Source organism: Geobacillus sp. 47C-IIb (assembly GCF_014679705.1).
Taxonomy (GTDB): Bacteria; Bacillota; Bacilli; order Bacillales; family Anoxybacillaceae; genus Geobacillus; species Geobacillus thermodenitrificans.
The window spans coordinates 1259301-1275003 of sequence record NZ_CP061473.1 but is presented as its reverse complement, the minus strand read 5'-3'; the positions used below and the strand labels follow the sequence as shown (position 1 = coordinate 1275003).

The 15703-nt window shown below is 41.8% G+C and carries 18 protein-coding genes; 12 read left to right on the top strand and 6 right to left on the bottom strand.

Features of this window, described 5'->3' with window-relative positions; genetic code table 11:
• The first annotated feature begins 3 nt into the window (after nucleotides 1–3).
• From IC804_RS06430 to IC804_RS06390, 9 genes are all read left to right on the top strand, one after another.
• A complete protein-coding gene (locus tag IC804_RS06430; RefSeq protein WP_008880462.1) occupies nucleotides 4–1500 on the top strand; it encodes a phage tail spike protein in 1497 nt (498 codons plus the stop codon).
• A gap of 196 nt (nucleotides 1501–1696) precedes the next feature.
• Nucleotides 1697–2554: a hypothetical protein gene (locus IC804_RS06425; RefSeq protein ID WP_008880464.1), complete on the top strand. Its 858-nt coding sequence runs from the start codon at nucleotides 1697–1699 to the stop codon at nucleotides 2552–2554.
• Nucleotides 2555–2607: 53 nt separating this feature from the next.
• A complete protein-coding gene (locus tag IC804_RS06420) occupies nucleotides 2608–5493 on the top strand; it encodes a glycoside hydrolase family 18 protein (protein WP_190300669.1) in 2886 nt (961 codons plus the stop codon).
• The gene (locus IC804_RS06415) at nucleotides 5445–5855 is read left to right on the top strand and encodes a hypothetical protein (RefSeq protein WP_223812904.1); all 411 of its coding nucleotides are present in this window, start codon (nucleotides 5445–5447) and stop codon (nucleotides 5853–5855) included. Before IC804_RS06420 ends, IC804_RS06415 begins: the two co-directional genes overlap by 49 nt.
• On the top strand, nucleotides 5855–6040 hold the full coding sequence (locus IC804_RS06410) for a hypothetical protein (protein ID WP_008880467.1): 186 nt from the start codon (nucleotides 5855–5857) through the stop codon (nucleotides 6038–6040). The genes IC804_RS06415 and IC804_RS06410 overlap by 1 nt, the downstream gene beginning before the upstream one ends.
• A gap of 33 nt (nucleotides 6041–6073) precedes the next feature.
• Nucleotides 6074–6418, top strand: coding sequence for a hypothetical protein (locus IC804_RS06405; protein ID WP_190300668.1), 345 nt, complete (start codon nucleotides 6074–6076; stop codon nucleotides 6416–6418).
• Between the two features lie 97 nt (nucleotides 6419–6515).
• On the top strand, nucleotides 6516–7022 hold the full coding sequence (locus IC804_RS06400; RefSeq protein WP_008880469.1) for a hypothetical protein: 507 nt from the start codon (nucleotides 6516–6518) through the stop codon (nucleotides 7020–7022).
• Between the two features lie 83 nt (nucleotides 7023–7105).
• Nucleotides 7106–7792 (top strand): N-acetylmuramoyl-L-alanine amidase, encoded by a 687-nt coding sequence (locus tag IC804_RS06395; protein ID WP_008880470.1) that lies wholly within the window; start codon nucleotides 7106–7108, stop codon nucleotides 7790–7792.
• A 59-nt stretch (nucleotides 7793–7851) separates the two neighbouring features.
• Nucleotides 7852–8319 (top strand): Ltp family lipoprotein, encoded by a 468-nt coding sequence (locus IC804_RS06390; RefSeq protein ID WP_223812903.1) that lies wholly within the window; start codon nucleotides 7852–7854, stop codon nucleotides 8317–8319.
• Between the two features lie 11 nt (nucleotides 8320–8330).
• Here IC804_RS06390 and IC804_RS06385 read toward each other — a convergent pair whose 3' ends face one another.
• Complete coding sequence (locus tag IC804_RS06385) at nucleotides 8331–8546, bottom strand: helix-turn-helix transcriptional regulator (RefSeq protein ID WP_081157452.1); 216 nt, start codon at nucleotides 8544–8546, stop codon at nucleotides 8331–8333.
• A gap of 845 nt (nucleotides 8547–9391) precedes the next feature.
• Between IC804_RS06385 and IC804_RS18495 the strand changes: the two genes are divergently transcribed.
• Both IC804_RS18495 and IC804_RS06375 read left to right on the top strand, forming a co-directional pair.
• On the top strand, nucleotides 9392–9646 hold the full coding sequence (locus IC804_RS18495; protein WP_232724473.1) for a hypothetical protein: 255 nt from the start codon (nucleotides 9392–9394) through the stop codon (nucleotides 9644–9646).
• 240 nt (nucleotides 9647–9886) lie between these two features.
• Nucleotides 9887–10201, top strand: coding sequence for a YunG family protein (locus IC804_RS06375; RefSeq protein ID WP_190300695.1), 315 nt, complete (start codon nucleotides 9887–9889; stop codon nucleotides 10199–10201).
• A gap of 273 nt (nucleotides 10202–10474) precedes the next feature.
• Here the strand turns inward: IC804_RS06375 and IC804_RS06370 are convergent, their stop codons facing one another.
• The gene (locus IC804_RS06370) at nucleotides 10475–11224 is read right to left on the bottom strand and encodes an arylamine N-acetyltransferase family protein (protein WP_008880475.1); all 750 of its coding nucleotides are present in this window, start codon (nucleotides 11222–11224) and stop codon (nucleotides 10475–10477) included.
• Nucleotides 11225–11808: 584 nt separating this feature from the next.
• On the bottom strand, nucleotides 11809–12519 hold the full coding sequence (locus tag IC804_RS06365; protein ID WP_151506763.1) for an HNH endonuclease: 711 nt from the start codon (nucleotides 12517–12519) through the stop codon (nucleotides 11809–11811).
• Between the two features lie 368 nt (nucleotides 12520–12887).
• On the opposite strand from IC804_RS06365, the gene IC804_RS06360 reads away from it, so the two are divergent.
• A complete protein-coding gene (locus IC804_RS06360) occupies nucleotides 12888–13106 on the top strand; it encodes a hypothetical protein (RefSeq protein ID WP_060476135.1) in 219 nt (72 codons plus the stop codon).
• 194 nt (nucleotides 13107–13300) lie between these two features.
• Here the strand turns inward: IC804_RS06360 and IC804_RS06355 are convergent, their stop codons facing one another.
• The 3 genes from IC804_RS06355 to fosB form a co-directional block, all read right to left on the bottom strand.
• Nucleotides 13301–13867, bottom strand: a complete 567-nt coding sequence (locus tag IC804_RS06355; protein WP_223812901.1) for a hypothetical protein — start codon at nucleotides 13865–13867, stop codon at nucleotides 13301–13303.
• Nucleotides 13868–14534: 667 nt separating this feature from the next.
• Nucleotides 14535–14954 (bottom strand): GNAT family N-acetyltransferase, encoded by a 420-nt coding sequence (locus IC804_RS06350; RefSeq protein ID WP_008881006.1) that lies wholly within the window; start codon nucleotides 14952–14954, stop codon nucleotides 14535–14537.
• Nucleotides 14955–15278: 324 nt separating this feature from the next.
• Nucleotides 15279–15665, bottom strand: coding sequence for a metallothiol transferase FosB (fosB, locus tag IC804_RS06345; protein WP_190300693.1), 387 nt, complete (start codon nucleotides 15663–15665; stop codon nucleotides 15279–15281).
• Nucleotides 15666–15703 lie beyond the last annotated feature (38 nt).

Genomic DNA, 15703 nt, shown 5'->3' with positions numbered 1-15703 from the left:
TGTATGCTAAAATACAACCGTTTAGGAGTCGGACGATATAACAGCCTCGGGAAAATTCGCTACAACAGCCAATCGCCACAACGACAGCAACCGTTGTATAACCGCCTGGCAAATGCCTTGCTTGTCGTGTATGACCAAGATGGCAACCGACTCGGCGTATTGGAAAACGCCGATGATCCGATTTTGGAGCAGGAAATCGGCAGCATAGATATACTGACGTTTTCCTTGCCTTTCAACGATCCAAAACGGGAGTACATCCAAAATGAAAACATCGTCGAGGTCGTAAATCAGCGTTATTTCATCCGAGAAGTCTCAAAAGTGAGAGCCGGAGGACGGCTTGAACTCGCTGTGTATTGCGAAGCGACATGGTATGACCTGCAATCTACCGAGCCGATGAAAGTGTGGAAGTGGGAAAACGCTACAGCAGCACAAATCATGGCGGACATTTTAGACGGGACGGAGTGGTCAGTTGGGCGTGTGGAAGTGACCGGACGCCGAAATCTTGAATTAGAAGAAAGATTGACAAACCGGCTAAAAGCCTTGAGGGAGCTTCCTAGCATCTTTAATGGTGAGCTATGGTTCAACACAGGCGATAATACGGTGGATTTATTGCTACCGGTAGGAAGAGATTCAGGAGCGTCTATCGTCTATCGGAAAAACATGAAGGAAATCGAAGTATATCAAAGCACAAAAGACCTCGTGACGAAGCTGTACCTGTATGGGAAGGACAACATGACGATTGAAGACGCCCACCCTCAAGGATTGCCGTACATCGAAAACTATCAATATACGACCAAGAAACGAGTGCTTGTGGCGAAAGACGAGCGTTTCACCAACCCGTTCCACCTTTACGAGCGTGGTGTATATGCTTTGAACATCCTGTCGCGCCCGACTGATTCATACGTGATGAAAATTGCCGTTTTGTCGAGACTGTCAGGGTTGAGCCATGAGGAATTCGCGCTTGGTGATAACGTATTCGTGTATGACAAAGAATTGGGCATCAACGAGAAAAAGCGCATCGTCCGGTGGAAATACAACATCAAGAGGCCGTGGGAGTCAGAAGTAGAGCTTGAGCGTCCACAGCCGACACTATCTGATTTACTGACAGGCGTTCAGGAATCGGCTCCTATTCTTGAATCGGAAGATACGGTAGACCGGCAGGATTTATTGAATTTGAGCGTGTTCAACTATTTGTTGAACTCGAGGGCAGACGATGGATTTGCCTACTGGACGAACAACGGTTGGGAAATTGACCCCGTGAATGGTTATAGCGGGAATGCCTCTTTCAAGGCCGTAGGAGAGGCCGGGGTGACTAAAGAAATGTCTCAAGAGGTTTTCCCGGCACACAGGGAAGAATATACGATCAGTTTCCGGGCTTCTGCGGAAAATATCGCGTTAGGTCCCAATGGCCGGGTAGGTGTTTATGTGACGATCAAATACGAGGATGGCACGGAGGATGAGCCTGTATTTATTTCACTGATTGAATCGGAGGGAGGGTGATCGATGAAGTCTTTCCAGACTTACAACAAGGTCGTGGAAATAAAGGACACGTCAAAGAGTGTTCAGTCCGTGAAAGTGACGCTTGTTTGTAATGATGTGAAACAAGGCGAGGTGAACATCACGGACTTAATGCTCCAAGGCGGACGGGTAGCTACAAACTGGAGCTACCACCCCTCCGAAATCAGGTGGTCGCACGATGGATAAAGACAAATTCACCCGGTATTTGAAGACGATTCGGCACTATCACAAAGACAAAAAGGTGAAAAGTATTGATTTGAAGTTCGCTGCCGAGGGGTTGATTCGAGGAGAGATTCGGGTTACAGACTTGCAGTTGCAAGAAGGCGGCCAGATCACTGGCTACGTGCCGAATACGAGGGAGTTTTTTAACCTCAAGAGGTTCAGCATTGATGAGAGTCACAATGCCGTGAGTGGTTATCAGAACGTGTATTTGAAGCAGGAGCCAAGGAAATTCGAGAATGTCAGGAATCGCTTTTTTAACTTTGCCAACAGGGGTCACGCAGTCATGGTGATCCCGAATGTGTATCACGAGGATTATCGTGTGGATTTGCTTCCAACCGGCGTAGACATAACGATTTTTCCGAAAGATGACTATGATTTTTTGCGTATTTCGACGAACTATGGGGCTTTTATTGAGGGTGATGGTTCCACTTATGACATAGAGGAACTGGCGAGTCACCCATTAAATCGTCGCTATACGAGGGAGTTTTGTTTCGGAGCCGGCAAGGCCGGGGATAAAATCGAGCTGCTTTCATCTAAGCATATAGCGAGAGTGAATGGGAAGGCAGTGCCTCTTGGGGTTCAGTCGTTCCCCGTGGGGTTTAGTTGGACAGGGGACGATAAATACACCTTTAAGAATCGGCAACGGTTTATGCTGTTGCCGTGGGGATCTACGAGAATTCGGATTGAGTTTTACAAATTATCTCCTATCACTGTCGGAGAGAGCGGCCAAGTCCTTGAAATTATGAAAGATATGGGGATAGGGTATTACGGATTCGTTGAGTTTTCGCAGTGGGTGACGGGGGTGAAATTTTGAATTTTTTATCGTGGAGTTTAAATGCCCCTACGAATGCTGAATTTAATCGGTACATGGAGAAGGTGAATGGTCAATGGGTGATAAAAGATCCAGAGGCCATTCATACGTGGGCAGACGCTCGGAAAGACATGTTCATTATGTTTGAGAGGTATCATGAGAAAATCACAGCTTTTGGGCTTCACGATTTTGGCGTTAATCCTGATGGTACGATTTACGAAAGAACAACTGAAAGAAAAATCGACAACGAAAAGGCTGGCACAAGGGTTTTAGATGAAAACGGGAACGTTGTGCTATGGGTCAAAAATTCGTTGCAGTATTTGATGGAAACCTATCCTCATGTCCGGTATGCGATTCAGCTTGTCAATACGCAAAGCCCGGCAACCGAAGATTCGCCTGCTGAAACGAAAGTCGATAAGTTTTTGGATGATACGAACAAGTGGGATGTTTGCATAAGCGACACAAAGAAAATTGCTGAACAATATATCGCACGGTTTCCAATGATTAAGGATATAGAGGTTGACTTCGAGAGAGCTTATCACCGGGAAGGTGATGAGATAAAATTCCGGGACTTTTTAGTCCAAATGAAAAATGAGGTCTGTATCCCGTTGGGACTAGGGTTGCGAGTGAATCTATATGCCATGACAGGCGATTTTAACCCTAACTACTATTCGTGGCACGATTATAAAACGCTAGCTTCGGCCAAGGATAAGAACGGAAATCGGGCGATTGATGAGTTCCAGGTCATGACGTATGACTTTTCATATGCTGGTTCAGCACCGGGTCCATCTACGCCTATTTGGTGGTTAGAACAGGTATTAGAACATGTTAAAAATTCGTTGCCCGTCGAAGCCACATGGGTAGGGAACGCCGGATATGGACGAAGATGGGGACTCGATAATAAGCAGCCAGGACGAACCGTGACGTATAAACAGTTGGTGATGTGGCAGAACGGGATGTACGTTCATAACCACCAAGACGGAAACCGTTGGGTCTGGCATAAGCAAGACTGGCTTCCGTTCGTTGGGTGGCACGATGAGGAGTCAGGCTATGAGATCACCTATCCTCATTTGTACGACCGGTTTGATGCGTCAATGAGCACGGACACCGGCAAAGGCACGGTGAACCGAATAACTTATGGTGGAAAACCAATCATAACAAGCTATTTCAAGAGCCAACAGCCTGAATTCACAGGAATTCAAGCTATTTTAAATGAACCGAGCGAGACTAGCGGGAATGTATCGGAAATCTACAAGACGAACGGCGTTCTGATTCCTGCTGAATATCTTGGAAAAGACACGACGTTTCCGTCTGCAAAGCGAGCAAATCGTGCGGTTTATCTTTACGATTCTGGCTCTAATTCGTGCGTCAGAGCCAATGATGAGACTGGCAAGGATGGATATATTCGATTCGACTTTAACGTGGCTCAGGCGGGAAAATACAAGCTGATAGCGTTGGTTCACTTCAATACGTTCGTGAATAACGAAATAAACGTGAAATTGAACGGCCAAGCTCTGGTTATCGGTGGAGATAACCTTGTGGAGTGGTGGCCGTTTTATGTTGATAAGTATGCGTGGCTAGAAGTAGGAGAGTTTAATTTTTCCACGCAGAATGTGTTGGAGATCCTGCCGAGCAGCGGCTATATTTGGGGATTTGTGATTTGCAAGGATTTTAAGCAGAACTTTTTGGGCGGAGAGGTTGAGTTTAATGCGTTTATCGCCCCATTTATGAAGCGAGGGGAAATGGATGAACAAGGCAACATTGAAAAAGTGACTGCCGATCTGCCGGAAAAATTCACGTTAACGGGCGAGGTTTTAAGGCGAGCGCCCCGTCCGGCAATCATTTTCGAGGATACATTCAGCCATTACTTGAATCGTGCTGATGTTCAAGAGGCGATTAATCAGCAAGGTTACTATGACGTGAAGCGCGAAGCGTATTATATGGGCATTCAGCAAGCATATAATAGCGGTCCTCATGTAGGAAAGCTAGGAGACCGAAACGTCTGTACGGATGAAAAGGGAGTGCGGACGATTGGATTTTCGGATGGAGTATGGCGGCTTGGAGCTGATGGAGTGGTAAGGGCGACTGTGAATGTTGGATACTCTAATCAGCTTGTGCTGCATAAGAAGTTCAGTTGCAACATTCAGGTGCGAGCCGACATTGCGGTTTCTGGCACTTATCCGTATGGTGGCGTGCGGTTTCTTGTCACCGAAGAAGGGAACGGAAATCAAGGATATATCGCGGTTTTGGATTACTCAATGAATCGGGTTTCGATTATTTACGAGGACGGGAACGGCGGATGGGAGGAACTGACTTATGCTTGGATGAGCGATCAGCTCGTAGGGTTAAAAGGGCAGACAGTCACAATGACCGTGAGCGTTTGGAACGGGAAAGTCTGGGTGAAGATAGGCGACAGATTGTATATTGACGGTTTTGATCTCCCGTATAAGCCAGATTCGGGGGCATACGGAGTTTTCGTAAAAAGCGGTAGTATCACGCTATCGTTTTTGAATATCTCCACTCTCGACCGGTACGAGCCGATGGAGAAACTGAGGGTGGAGATGGATGGTCAAGAGTATGTTTTTGGCGAGGTGCCGAGAACGGTTGAGTATGACGAGTTTGGCTATCTCATCTACTCTGGTCTGGACGTGGAATCAACGAATGTCAACAAGACGGAATGGAAATTGGACTATATAAACGAACCTCTCGCTGTCGTACCTGCATGGGGAGGAAGGAAAAAAATCCGTGTTCAGATGTTGGATGCCGGTATATGGCTGTCGTATTTCTACATTGGCGATACAGAAGGATATTCCGTGGCATGGAATAGTGACCTGAGCGGATTTATTACTACATCGCACCTGATTCATCGATATGGTTGTCGAGGGGTGGCGATGTGGACGATGGGGCAAGAAGATCCGCAGATATTTACCTATATTCCATGACAGGAGGTGAAACCGTGGGTGTTTCAGATGGGAATGGAGTAACGATTACCCTGCGTGAAATTTACGATTCGCTAAATGAGGTGTCTTCTTCATTGGACAGACTGGAACAACGAATCATTCGTTTGGAGGAAAAAACGTCCATAGCCAGTGAAGCTGATGAGAGAAGCCGGAACGCCTTGAAAAAGGCGGAAGAAGCGTTTCAAAAGGCAAGCGAAGCGCTTGCCCTGATCCAAGAAAAAGAGGCTGAGAAAAAAGAGTTCAAGAAAATGTGGTTTAGCGCGATCCTAACGGCCATCATTCCTTGGCTGTTAGGTTTTTTATTCGCGCTTATTTATCTTGTCCAGAAAGGAGGTGAGTGGTGATGAAGGATTGGAAGAAAATCATCGGGTATTTCATCCCGATTGTTGCTCTTGTCATCGCGAATATCGCCAAGGTCGATGATCCGGAGCAAATCGAAGGTGCATTGGAAATTATCGCTTCCGGCGTCTTTGGTTTGTTGGCAGCGATTGGCGTCTATAAGACTCACGATAAAAACGCCGAAAAATAAGTGGAAAGGGTGGTTATTATGCCTTGCAGCGAAGTGCCAAAGCCGATGGTCGTATGCACAGACGCAAGCTACTATACTGCCAAAGCCACTTCAATCGATGTAACAGCGTATTATTCTGGTGGAGGGATCGGAGACCCAAAGGGCGATGGATTCATTGCGCCGACCTGGAAGTATACAATGTCCTTAGAGATTTATGACGGCTATTGGAAGGCCGTTGAGCTACAGTCAGGAACTTTTAGAGTTCAGTCGGCAACTAGAAAGTTTTATTTAGCTGGGAAAAAAGCAGGAACATACAGAGTTCGTTTGTATTATCAGGCGATAGAAAACCCGGAATATTCAGGTCAAGTAGCAACATATTCCTTCAAGGTGTACCGGTGAGTGATGAGAGCACCAATTTTTGGCGCTCTTTGATTTGAAAGGAGGTAGAAATTTAGTTACAATAGCGACGAGGTTGCAATAAGGGGGAGGATTTGAGTTGGGCAAATGGATCTCTGGAGCAGTCGCTGTTGTTTTATTAGGGATCGGTTTTTTTGTCCTAACGAGTGAAAAAGATGACGCCAAACCTGTAAAGGCACAGCAACAATCAGAGCAGGAACAAAAAGAATGGCTGATTGTCGGTGCCGACCCGAATAATGATCCGGAATACGATTCGAATTTCGAACTCTACAATGCTCATTTGAACTCTGCTGTTTTTGTAGATAAGGCGATCGCTAATAACGGAGGAACTCCTTTGAGCGATGAAGATTATAAGATGACTTTGAATGAAATAAAAAGCAGCTTAGACAAGATTAAATATAAAGGTGAAGAGAAAAAGGATGAACTCGAAAAAGCCAAGGAATTGGTGAATCAAGCGATTCAGAACGATGCGAAAAAAGGTGATGAAATTTTTGACGAGATTCACCAAGTCATTCACAATCTAGATTTACATTTCAATAAAACCCACTTTATTGACGAGAAGCTCACTGAGAATGCTGATAATTAATCCAAACAAAAAAGACGCCATTTACGGGCGTCTTTTTTGTTTGCATCAAATGTTTGCATCAAAAACGAAAGGGAGGAATTGACATGGCTGAATTCGTTCAAGTCCTCGATCCTGGTCATGGCGGTCATGATCCTGGTGCTGTCGCAAATGGACTCCGCGAAAAGGATTTGACTCTGAAAATCGCGCTCTATACGCGCGACTACATTCATGAGCTATACGAAGGCGTAAAGGTCTATCTCACTCGTGAACAAGATGTCTTTCTCAGCTTGAGCGAACGTGCTGCTTTTGCCAATCGATTAGGCGCAACTCATTTTTGCAGCATCCACATTAACGCAGGTGGGGGCGACGGTTTTGAGTCGTTTATTTATAGCGGTTCATACGCGAACAAGTCGAAAACAAATGCGCTCCGCAACGCATTACACGACGTGATCATTGCGGAAACCGGGTTCAAAGACCGCGGCAAAAAAGAAGCTAACCTTGCGGTGCTTCGCGAAACAACCATGCCGGCAGTGTTGACAGAGAACGGGTTTATCGACAATAGGAACAACGCTGATTTTCTGAAATCGGACGCCAACTTGCGTAAAATCGCACTGGCACACGCGCATGGACTGGCTAAAGCTCATGATTGGAAAACGAAAGCAAATTCTGTGTCGAAACTGTCTGCTGGCAAACTGTACCGCGTGCAAGTCGGAGCGTTTGCGAATCAAGAAAATGCGGAACGGCTTGTAGAGGAACTGAAGAAAAAAGGATATCCAGCAATTATTGTTTAATCCCCCCTGCCAAATGGCAGGGATTTTTTATTTTTTTACGAACCCAAAATCAGCGAAAGGTGCTTGCGATTATCATCGTTGCTGCCGCGGTAAGTGGTGGCGAAGAAGGAAGCGAAACAGCAAGCACAGAACCAAAACAAGAGGCACAAGAAACTAAGAGCGAGCCAAAGAAAGAGGAAAAGAAAGAAGAGAAACAAGAGGAACAAGCTAAAGAAGACAACGTGCCTCGGGAATATAAAGCAGCGTTAGAAAAGGCTAAGCAATACGCCAAAACGATGCACATGTCAAAGGCCGCAATATACGATCAATTAACATCTGAATACGGCGAAGCGTTCCCGGAAGAAGCAGCGAAATATGCTATCGACAACCTTGAATGGGACTGGAAAGCAAATGCATTAAAAAAGGCTAAACAATACGCCGAAACGATGAATATGTCCAATCAAGCGATTTATGAGCAGTTAACCTCCGAACACGGGGAAAAATTCACCCCAGAGGAAGCACAATACGCTATTGACAACTTGAAATGATAAGCAGATGCCTACTCGTTTGGGGTAGGCTCTTTTTTTATGTACAGATCATCTACCTTACAATCCAGTACTGCTGCGATTTTATATGCTTTATCGATACGAGGATATGCTTTCCCCGTTTCATAATCACTTAATTGTTGTTGAGATATCCCAGTTTTTTGGGCCACAAATTTTTGCTTTAACCCCTTATTCTCTCGTATTTCTCTAATCCGCGGTTCTAATTCCATTGTTGTGATCCCCTTTTAATTCTGTAAATTACTATTTATATTTCGATTTATTTTCAAAAATCCCTTTTTATTTTCTTATCCCCCAAATACCGTTATTTACTTGATTTTTTTCAAGAAAAATATGTAGGACAAGTTATACAGACAATCATCCCCACATAGGTTAATAATACAAAAGCCACACAGTAGCAAAACTTTCCCTTCACTTCATTAGGTGTCTCAGTATCACTCTCTCGACAGGATTTCGAAACTGTTTATTTTCACTTCAGTCACTTTTTCTACGCTGTTTTCCTAGTGCACTTGTACGAGTGAAACGCCTCATGTACCAAGAAATCCAGCGTTTGTTAGGAGGAGGGGGGATGAGAAAAGAGTGCTTAAAGGGGTGGACAGATCATCCATCCCCCCTCAACATTGAGGAAGCCGCTGGCTTTTGGACATTTCTATCTGAAAGTACATGTCGGCGATCGGATTTTTACGAAGTTGAATTCGGAAATGCGTCGATATCGGCACATTTGAGGTGGCAATACCCCTCGGAAATGAGAACATCGATTTTAAAGCCTCTAACAGCCTCATATAGACGTTTTCTTGAAAGGGATATAAAACCATTACCACGGTATTTAAAACGTGTTACAAGCCAATTTTAGCGGCCATTTTCTTGGTAAGGAAGAAACAAAGTAATGATTTGATCTGGGCGGTAAACACAATGCGAATCGTATTTTGAGCGGGATCCGTGAATACACGCATACAAAACGCATCGGTGAAGAGGTGTATTACTTGAACAAAAAGATGCGGAAATGGTGGGCGGAGAGGCAACCATTCGACGAAATAGCCCGATTGAACATATTGTCATGTGGAATGACATTTTTATCTTTTATCATTATCCGTCTGACTGGAAAACGGAAGCAAAAACGAGATGGAAAGAAGGAGGCAAGGAATACAGCATCGTGTCCGATGCGCGGTTCACATATCACGGACAAATGTACTTTTTAGAGGTGGACATCACACAAAAAATGATCAAGAACAAGCGAAAGGTCGAGAAGTACGCATATCTTTTCCGATTCATACAGCGTCAGCAGATCGGGGATTCGGTGCTACTTTGGTAACCGTTTCGGATGTGAAAAAATGTGAGGTTTTGTGTAAGCAGCGAAGAAAAAAGAAGGCCGAGTAAGACTCCGGTCTTCTTGATTAGTCATAATATAAATAATTAAAAAGATTACAATTTTTTATTTGCTTTATATATGTGCATTGATTAATTTTTTATTAGAGTAATTTTTGGTTTAGAAAGAAGGGGGTAACCAGTGCATAATTTAGAAGAGAAAATACTTGAACTTAAACATGTTTTAATGAAAGTCTGGTCAATCGAATCAAGCTCTAAATGGACTCCTCAGAATCCAGCAAAAGGACAATGTGGAGTCACTGCGTTAGTGGTTAACGATATATTTGGTGGAGAAATACTGAAAACACTGACTCCTGAAGGTTGGCATTTTTACAATAAAATAAATGGTCAGCTTTATGATTTGACAGAATCTCAATTCTCGGAAGCTATTGAATATATGGATATCCCTTCTAATAGGGAAGAAGCTTTCTCGGATACGAATGAAAGACAATACAATTATTTAAAACAAAATGTATATAAAAACTTTTTTAAAGGCAACTAATAATATCAATTATTGACCCAAATAAATGGCATTAATGAAGTCTACTAATTTTGAGTAGACTCCTTTTTGTAAAAAGAAGGCGGAGTAAGACTACAGCCTTCTGGGGATATGTCATTTAGGAATTGCATTACCCTATTATCATTACAGGATATTTGTTCTTGGCACCTCGACTTCTAACTCGTTACGCAGATACTGGAATATACTTTTCAAGTAATTACAATCTAGCCGTTCTTCACAAAGGTATTTGGCCAACTCTCGGGCTGTAGGAGCCTATCACAGCTTAATTCCAAAAAAACGCTGAAGCGCTTCATGAAATTGTTGATTGGATGAAACGGGGAGCTTTTGTTTATTTCCGTTTCGGGTGATCGTCACAAAATCCTGGGTGAGCGTGATTCTACCATCCCGAGTGGCGATCGTGCATATTTTTTTCTGCGTAAAAGTAGATGCAGGAGAAGTTTGGTGGTATTCGCACATTGAGGCGAACGCGTCTAGCTCATATGGCCGGGTCGTAAAACGATATTCTGTAACCCAATCGTCTTCCGTCTGTTTTTGCAGGGCATAGACTTCTGGAACATCGTCCGGAATGACTCTATAACGACCGCTGATGTCTTCCACTTCTTCCCCCGTCAATGGCAGCGGACGTCGACAACTGTCACCAAAGCCTACATCCACCAAATATGGTTGGTCCAAATGAACCAACAAGGCTAAATGATCGAATTCGGGACCGAACGAACCGTTCGCTTTCCGCACACGTGCAGAGATGAGTGATGTGATAAAACCACACTCCCGAAGAAGCCAATCGAACAATCCGTTCAATTCGTAGCAAAAACCGCCACGATGCTGTTCAACAATTTTTTCAAACAACGCTGGTAACGATAACCGAATCAGTCTGTTGAGGAAGATATCCAAATTTTCGAACGGGACATGGAGCAAATGATTCTCCTGAAGGAGCGACAATAACGATAGATCAGGACGATCAACTGCTTTGATACCGATACGGTTGAGATAGGCGGATACATTCATGGCGTTCAGCTCCTTTGATCAGACTGTGGATGAAGAAACTTTGATGCTTGTGGACGGAGGGTCACTGAAAGGGCTTCTGCCTGTGGGTGGTAAGGACCATCGTCCTTAAATATAATATATAAAAAACAAAAAATTCTGTAAATAACCATGTTTGTGTTTAGATACTCAACGTTGTTTCGCCGGAACGGAAAGAAAAATTAGAGGATTGGTGCAAGGAATATAACATTCCACATGAGGTGCTATGTAAATATACCAAATAAAATAAGCGGGATTGCTCCCGCTTTTTGTGTGACCACATTTAATTTTTATTAGGTTTTGTAGGCGGAGATCTCGAAATCACTGTGAAAAAGAAGATGGAGTGATCCGTCTTTTTTGCGCGAGATAGCAGCCGAAAATAATTTTGCATGGGATAAAAGAGCATATCCATTCATTCGAAAGTCCCTCGGCTGTGCTTAATTTGATTACGAATGTTCGGATGGTTAAGACCTGAACCTCGCAAGTCATAAATGACATTTAATTGATTCAGTTCTGATATCAAAGATTTAGTATTAACTCTACTTCTGATTGAGCATTTTTCTGTTTCTCTATAAATGTTTATTGATCTTTAATGGTTCTTCAAATCCGTTAATATATCTAAAAACTTTCTTATCACGATCAAAAATTGCTTTTCCGGCATGAACTAATCGGTGATGTGTTGGACACAAAATTACGATATTGGAAGGTTGATGGTTTAGACTAATGGAGAAATACTCGATATGATGTGCTTCAACAACATTCACACCGTAGGGGTGTTGATGATTGACTCCACAAATTTGGCAAGAGTAGTTATAAATTTCTTTAAGATATTGAACCGTTTTTCGACTAACTTTACGGATTTTTCGGAAAGTTTGTTTCAACTCAATGCTACCTGAATGATCAAAATTTGAAAGTGTTCGGTTAATATCTTCATCAGAGGCATTTTGAATCAACGATTCCAGCTCCTGTTCTTGAATATGGGAGATATTGCTTTTAAATAGCTGTATTTCCTGATTGCTGAGTATATTTCTCAATCCCCAAACACCGCTCCCTTTCCCATGGACAGAATAGAATAGATCCTCATTTCCATAAAAGGCGTCAGAATCACTAGAGTGAGTCTCAATTGTACGTCTAATTGTAGCTTCATATGTTTTGGAAATATTCATTATTCCTCTTTTCTTCACATGATCATAGATTTCACTAAGGTGTGCTTGTCCCCCTAGTTCATTTAGCACATCAATGATCTCATCAACCCACCGTCTAGGTTGCTTCACTGTCACTATCGCTCCTCTTCTTAAAATATTAGTACTTAAATTAATTATATCCCTATCAGTCAATTAATAGTGAATACATCGTATTTACGAAAGCAGTGGATATTAAGGTAATGAGAAAAGTGGAAGAGAGAGGTAAAAGCTAAAAGTAAGGTCCTATCCGATTAAGGAAAATTCTTCAGCTCTTGGAGTGTGTCTAAATGCCTCTTCGCTTCTTTTGATGTGATAAAGAGTCATAGTCTAATAAAACAAATTATATGTAAATAACCCCCTTTTTGTATGAGAAAAGATTAAATCCTCAAATAAATTATGGAAGAAGGAAATAACAATTGAATGAGGTATTTATCCAATGAGTATTAACTTGGAGGGAAACGAATATGTTCCAAATCATTGGTCGCTTGCGTTGCCCGATTTGTTCTGAGCCGGTTCAGCCAGACGAGAAAGTGTTCCTCGACATTATCAATACGGTAATGCATCAAAAATGCTACTACAAGTTTCCGCAACGCCGTCTTCCTATAAAAGATGAAGGAACGTTTCAGAAAATGCTTTTGAAGTATCCGTTTTTTCATGAGGACGATGAAGATGATTCGATATGAAAAGCCCCTTCTCATTCGAGAGGGGCTTTTTTAATTTAAATGTGACTCATTTTCCTTAACTGCACTGATATAACGAACCTCGACTCTTATTGTATTCTGTCATTTTCCCATTTCCTTCAATGCTTTATCCATCTGTCTTTCATTCGATTTTACGGCAGAACTATTCACAGTATCCACACCGCGATATGTATATTTTAAGTTTTGATGATAGTCAAAAGCAAAATCTTTACAGCACCTTCACTGTTTCGTTCAACAATATAAGATTTAAAAATATTAGTTAACATGCGTTCATGATTATCCAATTCACTTAAATAATTTCCGGATTTGTAATCATTGATTATGTCATTCTTGAATTTTTCAATCTCATCCTTATTGAATTTTGTTTTATATTCCATCATTAATTTTTCAACTGCATAATATTTATCTGCCGGTTTATCATCATTTTCGGCAATTTCTTTAATTTTCGATTTCCAATCTACATCTTCTTTATTGGTTTGCTCTTCAGCTTCCTCTTTTGCTTTAGTATTTTCTTCGGCTGGTTTCGATGATTCTTTTTGGATTTCCTCTTTAGGTGTTTCTGCGGATTCTGTGTTTTTCTGTTCCTCAGTCGGCGGCATAGCTATTAATGCGATAATAAAAAGAACCAATGAAACAATTGTAATTACCCCACCGTAATATTTTTTCTTTTTAATTTTACCTACGATAAACAGTACAACACCAACAATTATCCCGACAAATCCCAGTGCGACAAGAAATTCCACTGTTTTATCATCCCCTTTGATAATTTTTTTTAATAATATTATCATAGTTGGTGTTTATCTGCCATTACAGAGAAAATACAGTTAAAAGAGTGATATGTCATTTGGTACTTAAAATGAGGAAATGCGGATAAAATTCAATGGATTAAACTAAAATGGTCTGCACATGTTGGCGGTGAAGATGAGTTTGACGGAGAAACGAAAGAATACGAAGTTGAATTGAAATTGAAGTAATGAAGCCTACTCACTTTGAGTAGGCTCCTTTTTATCCATATCTCCTCAAGCGGTCTCTTCAGTTCTGTACAGATCGCATAGGCCAGATGGAACGAAATGTTGGAAAGAGAAAAGGCGGATCGCTCCGCCTTTTTTGCACGGGATAGCAGCCGAAAATAATTTTGCACAAATTTTGCACGGCAAGGAATTTGAAAGACTATAAACTTTGAAAAATCAAGGTTTAGAGGATGATGGTTTTACTCCCACCATCGGCATCGAAAAAACAAGGACAAGGGATTTCACTTTTGTGAAATCCCTTGTTTTTTATTTACCGAATACGATTTGAGAAAAGAACATCGTGTTCGGTGAGGTGAAATGGCAGAAAAAGAGCAAGAGAGGGAAAAGAGGAGAGCGAATTCATGACGAGTGATTGCTATGATAACACAGAAATGATTTCTTACTCTAAATACTCGTCACTTAGCTCGGGATTTAAATATCTTGCCATTCCTGTTTTCACCCGTTTTAATCCAAGTTTTCGATAAAATTCTTCATTTCCAGTGGTTGAGATTAAATGTACACAAGAAACATGACTGAGCTGATCCAATAAAAACTCCATGATTTTTTTCGCTATCCCTTGCTTTTGAAAATCTCGATGGACCACAACATCATAGATTGCTGCATTAAAAACCCCATCTGAAATCGCTCTTCCAAATCCAATAATCCGACCATTGATAGTAGCCAATGCGATCACATTACTTGCTTCAAAAACTTGCTTAATGATCTTGGTTGTATGCTTTGTCCAACCGACAGAACTATACACTTCTCTCATTTCATTAAGATTGGCATGAGAAAAATCACTATGTATTTTGATGTCCATCCTATCCTCCTACTGAGTCGTTGCATTAGTAAACTACTTTTATAGTAAACTACTTTTATCTATTCTGCAAGTGATTCAACCATCCTTTTTTGAACATTCCCGTCTGTTCATCAAACGAGAAAATCAACAGCATCTCAGCTTCAATGATACAATCATTTTGTTTCTCTACGGCTGCGTGGTTTCATTATCGAGGGGCATCCCTATATATGGGCTTGACTCTCACGATCGACATCGAAAGTAGAGGAAAGCCTTGATGATGAACGCATTGTTGATTTTTTCTAGGAATTCATTTCATAAAAATAAAGACGTAATTTCAATGTTCTTTTAATCAAAAAATTGCATATGGTGCATTTCACTTTTGTAATAAGATAATCGGTCATTTAGCGTGCCTGTATGAAATTCGAATTTATGTCCATCCGGATCTGTAAAATAAACGGAACGTTTGTCTCTTTCATCCCTTTCTCTACCTGGAAGAATATTGACGCCCAACTCTTTCAATTTTTCCACGACATGATCAAAGTCTTCTTCCTTTACAGAGAAAGCGATATGGGTGTATGAATGCTGGATGTCGTTGCGTGGAATATCTTGTTGAACATTTAAAGCTAACCAGATTCCGTTTAAGTCAAAGTAAGCCAAATTTCTCCCTTTGACTAATAGCTTTGCTCCGAACACGTTTTGATAAAAATGAATGGATTTCTCTAGATTGTAAATGTCAAGATAAACATGTACACTTTTGACTGTTTAAGAAT

Coding starts and splice junctions, on each gene's coding strand:
- IC804_RS06430 (WP_008880462.1), top strand. CDS start 4: ATGCTAAAATACAACCGTTTAGGAGTCGGACGATATAACAGCCTCGGG.
- IC804_RS06410 (WP_008880467.1), top strand. CDS start 5,855: ATGAAGGATTGGAAGAAAATCATCGGGTATTTCATCCCGATTGTTGCT.
- IC804_RS06370 (WP_008880475.1), bottom strand. CDS start 11,224: ATGAATGTATCCGCCTATCTCAACCGTATCGGTATCAAAGCAGTTGAT.
- IC804_RS06395 (WP_008880470.1), top strand. CDS start 7,106: ATGGCTGAATTCGTTCAAGTCCTCGATCCTGGTCATGGCGGTCATGAT.
- IC804_RS06375 (WP_190300695.1), top strand. CDS start 9,887: ATGAAAGTCTGGTCAATCGAATCAAGCTCTAAATGGACTCCTCAGAAT.
- IC804_RS06425 (WP_008880464.1), top strand. CDS start 1,697: ATGGATAAAGACAAATTCACCCGGTATTTGAAGACGATTCGGCACTAT.
- IC804_RS06360 (WP_060476135.1), top strand. CDS start 12,888: ATGTTCCAAATCATTGGTCGCTTGCGTTGCCCGATTTGTTCTGAGCCG.
- IC804_RS06350 (WP_008881006.1), bottom strand. CDS start 14,954: ATGGACATCAAAATACATAGTGATTTTTCTCATGCCAATCTTAATGAA.
- IC804_RS06385 (WP_081157452.1), bottom strand. CDS start 8,546: ATGGAATTAGAACCGCGGATTAGAGAAATACGAGAGAATAAGGGGTTA.
- IC804_RS18495 (WP_232724473.1), top strand. CDS start 9,392: ATGTGGAATGACATTTTTATCTTTTATCATTATCCGTCTGACTGGAAA.
- IC804_RS06420 (WP_190300669.1), top strand. CDS start 2,608: ATGGAGAAGGTGAATGGTCAATGGGTGATAAAAGATCCAGAGGCCATT.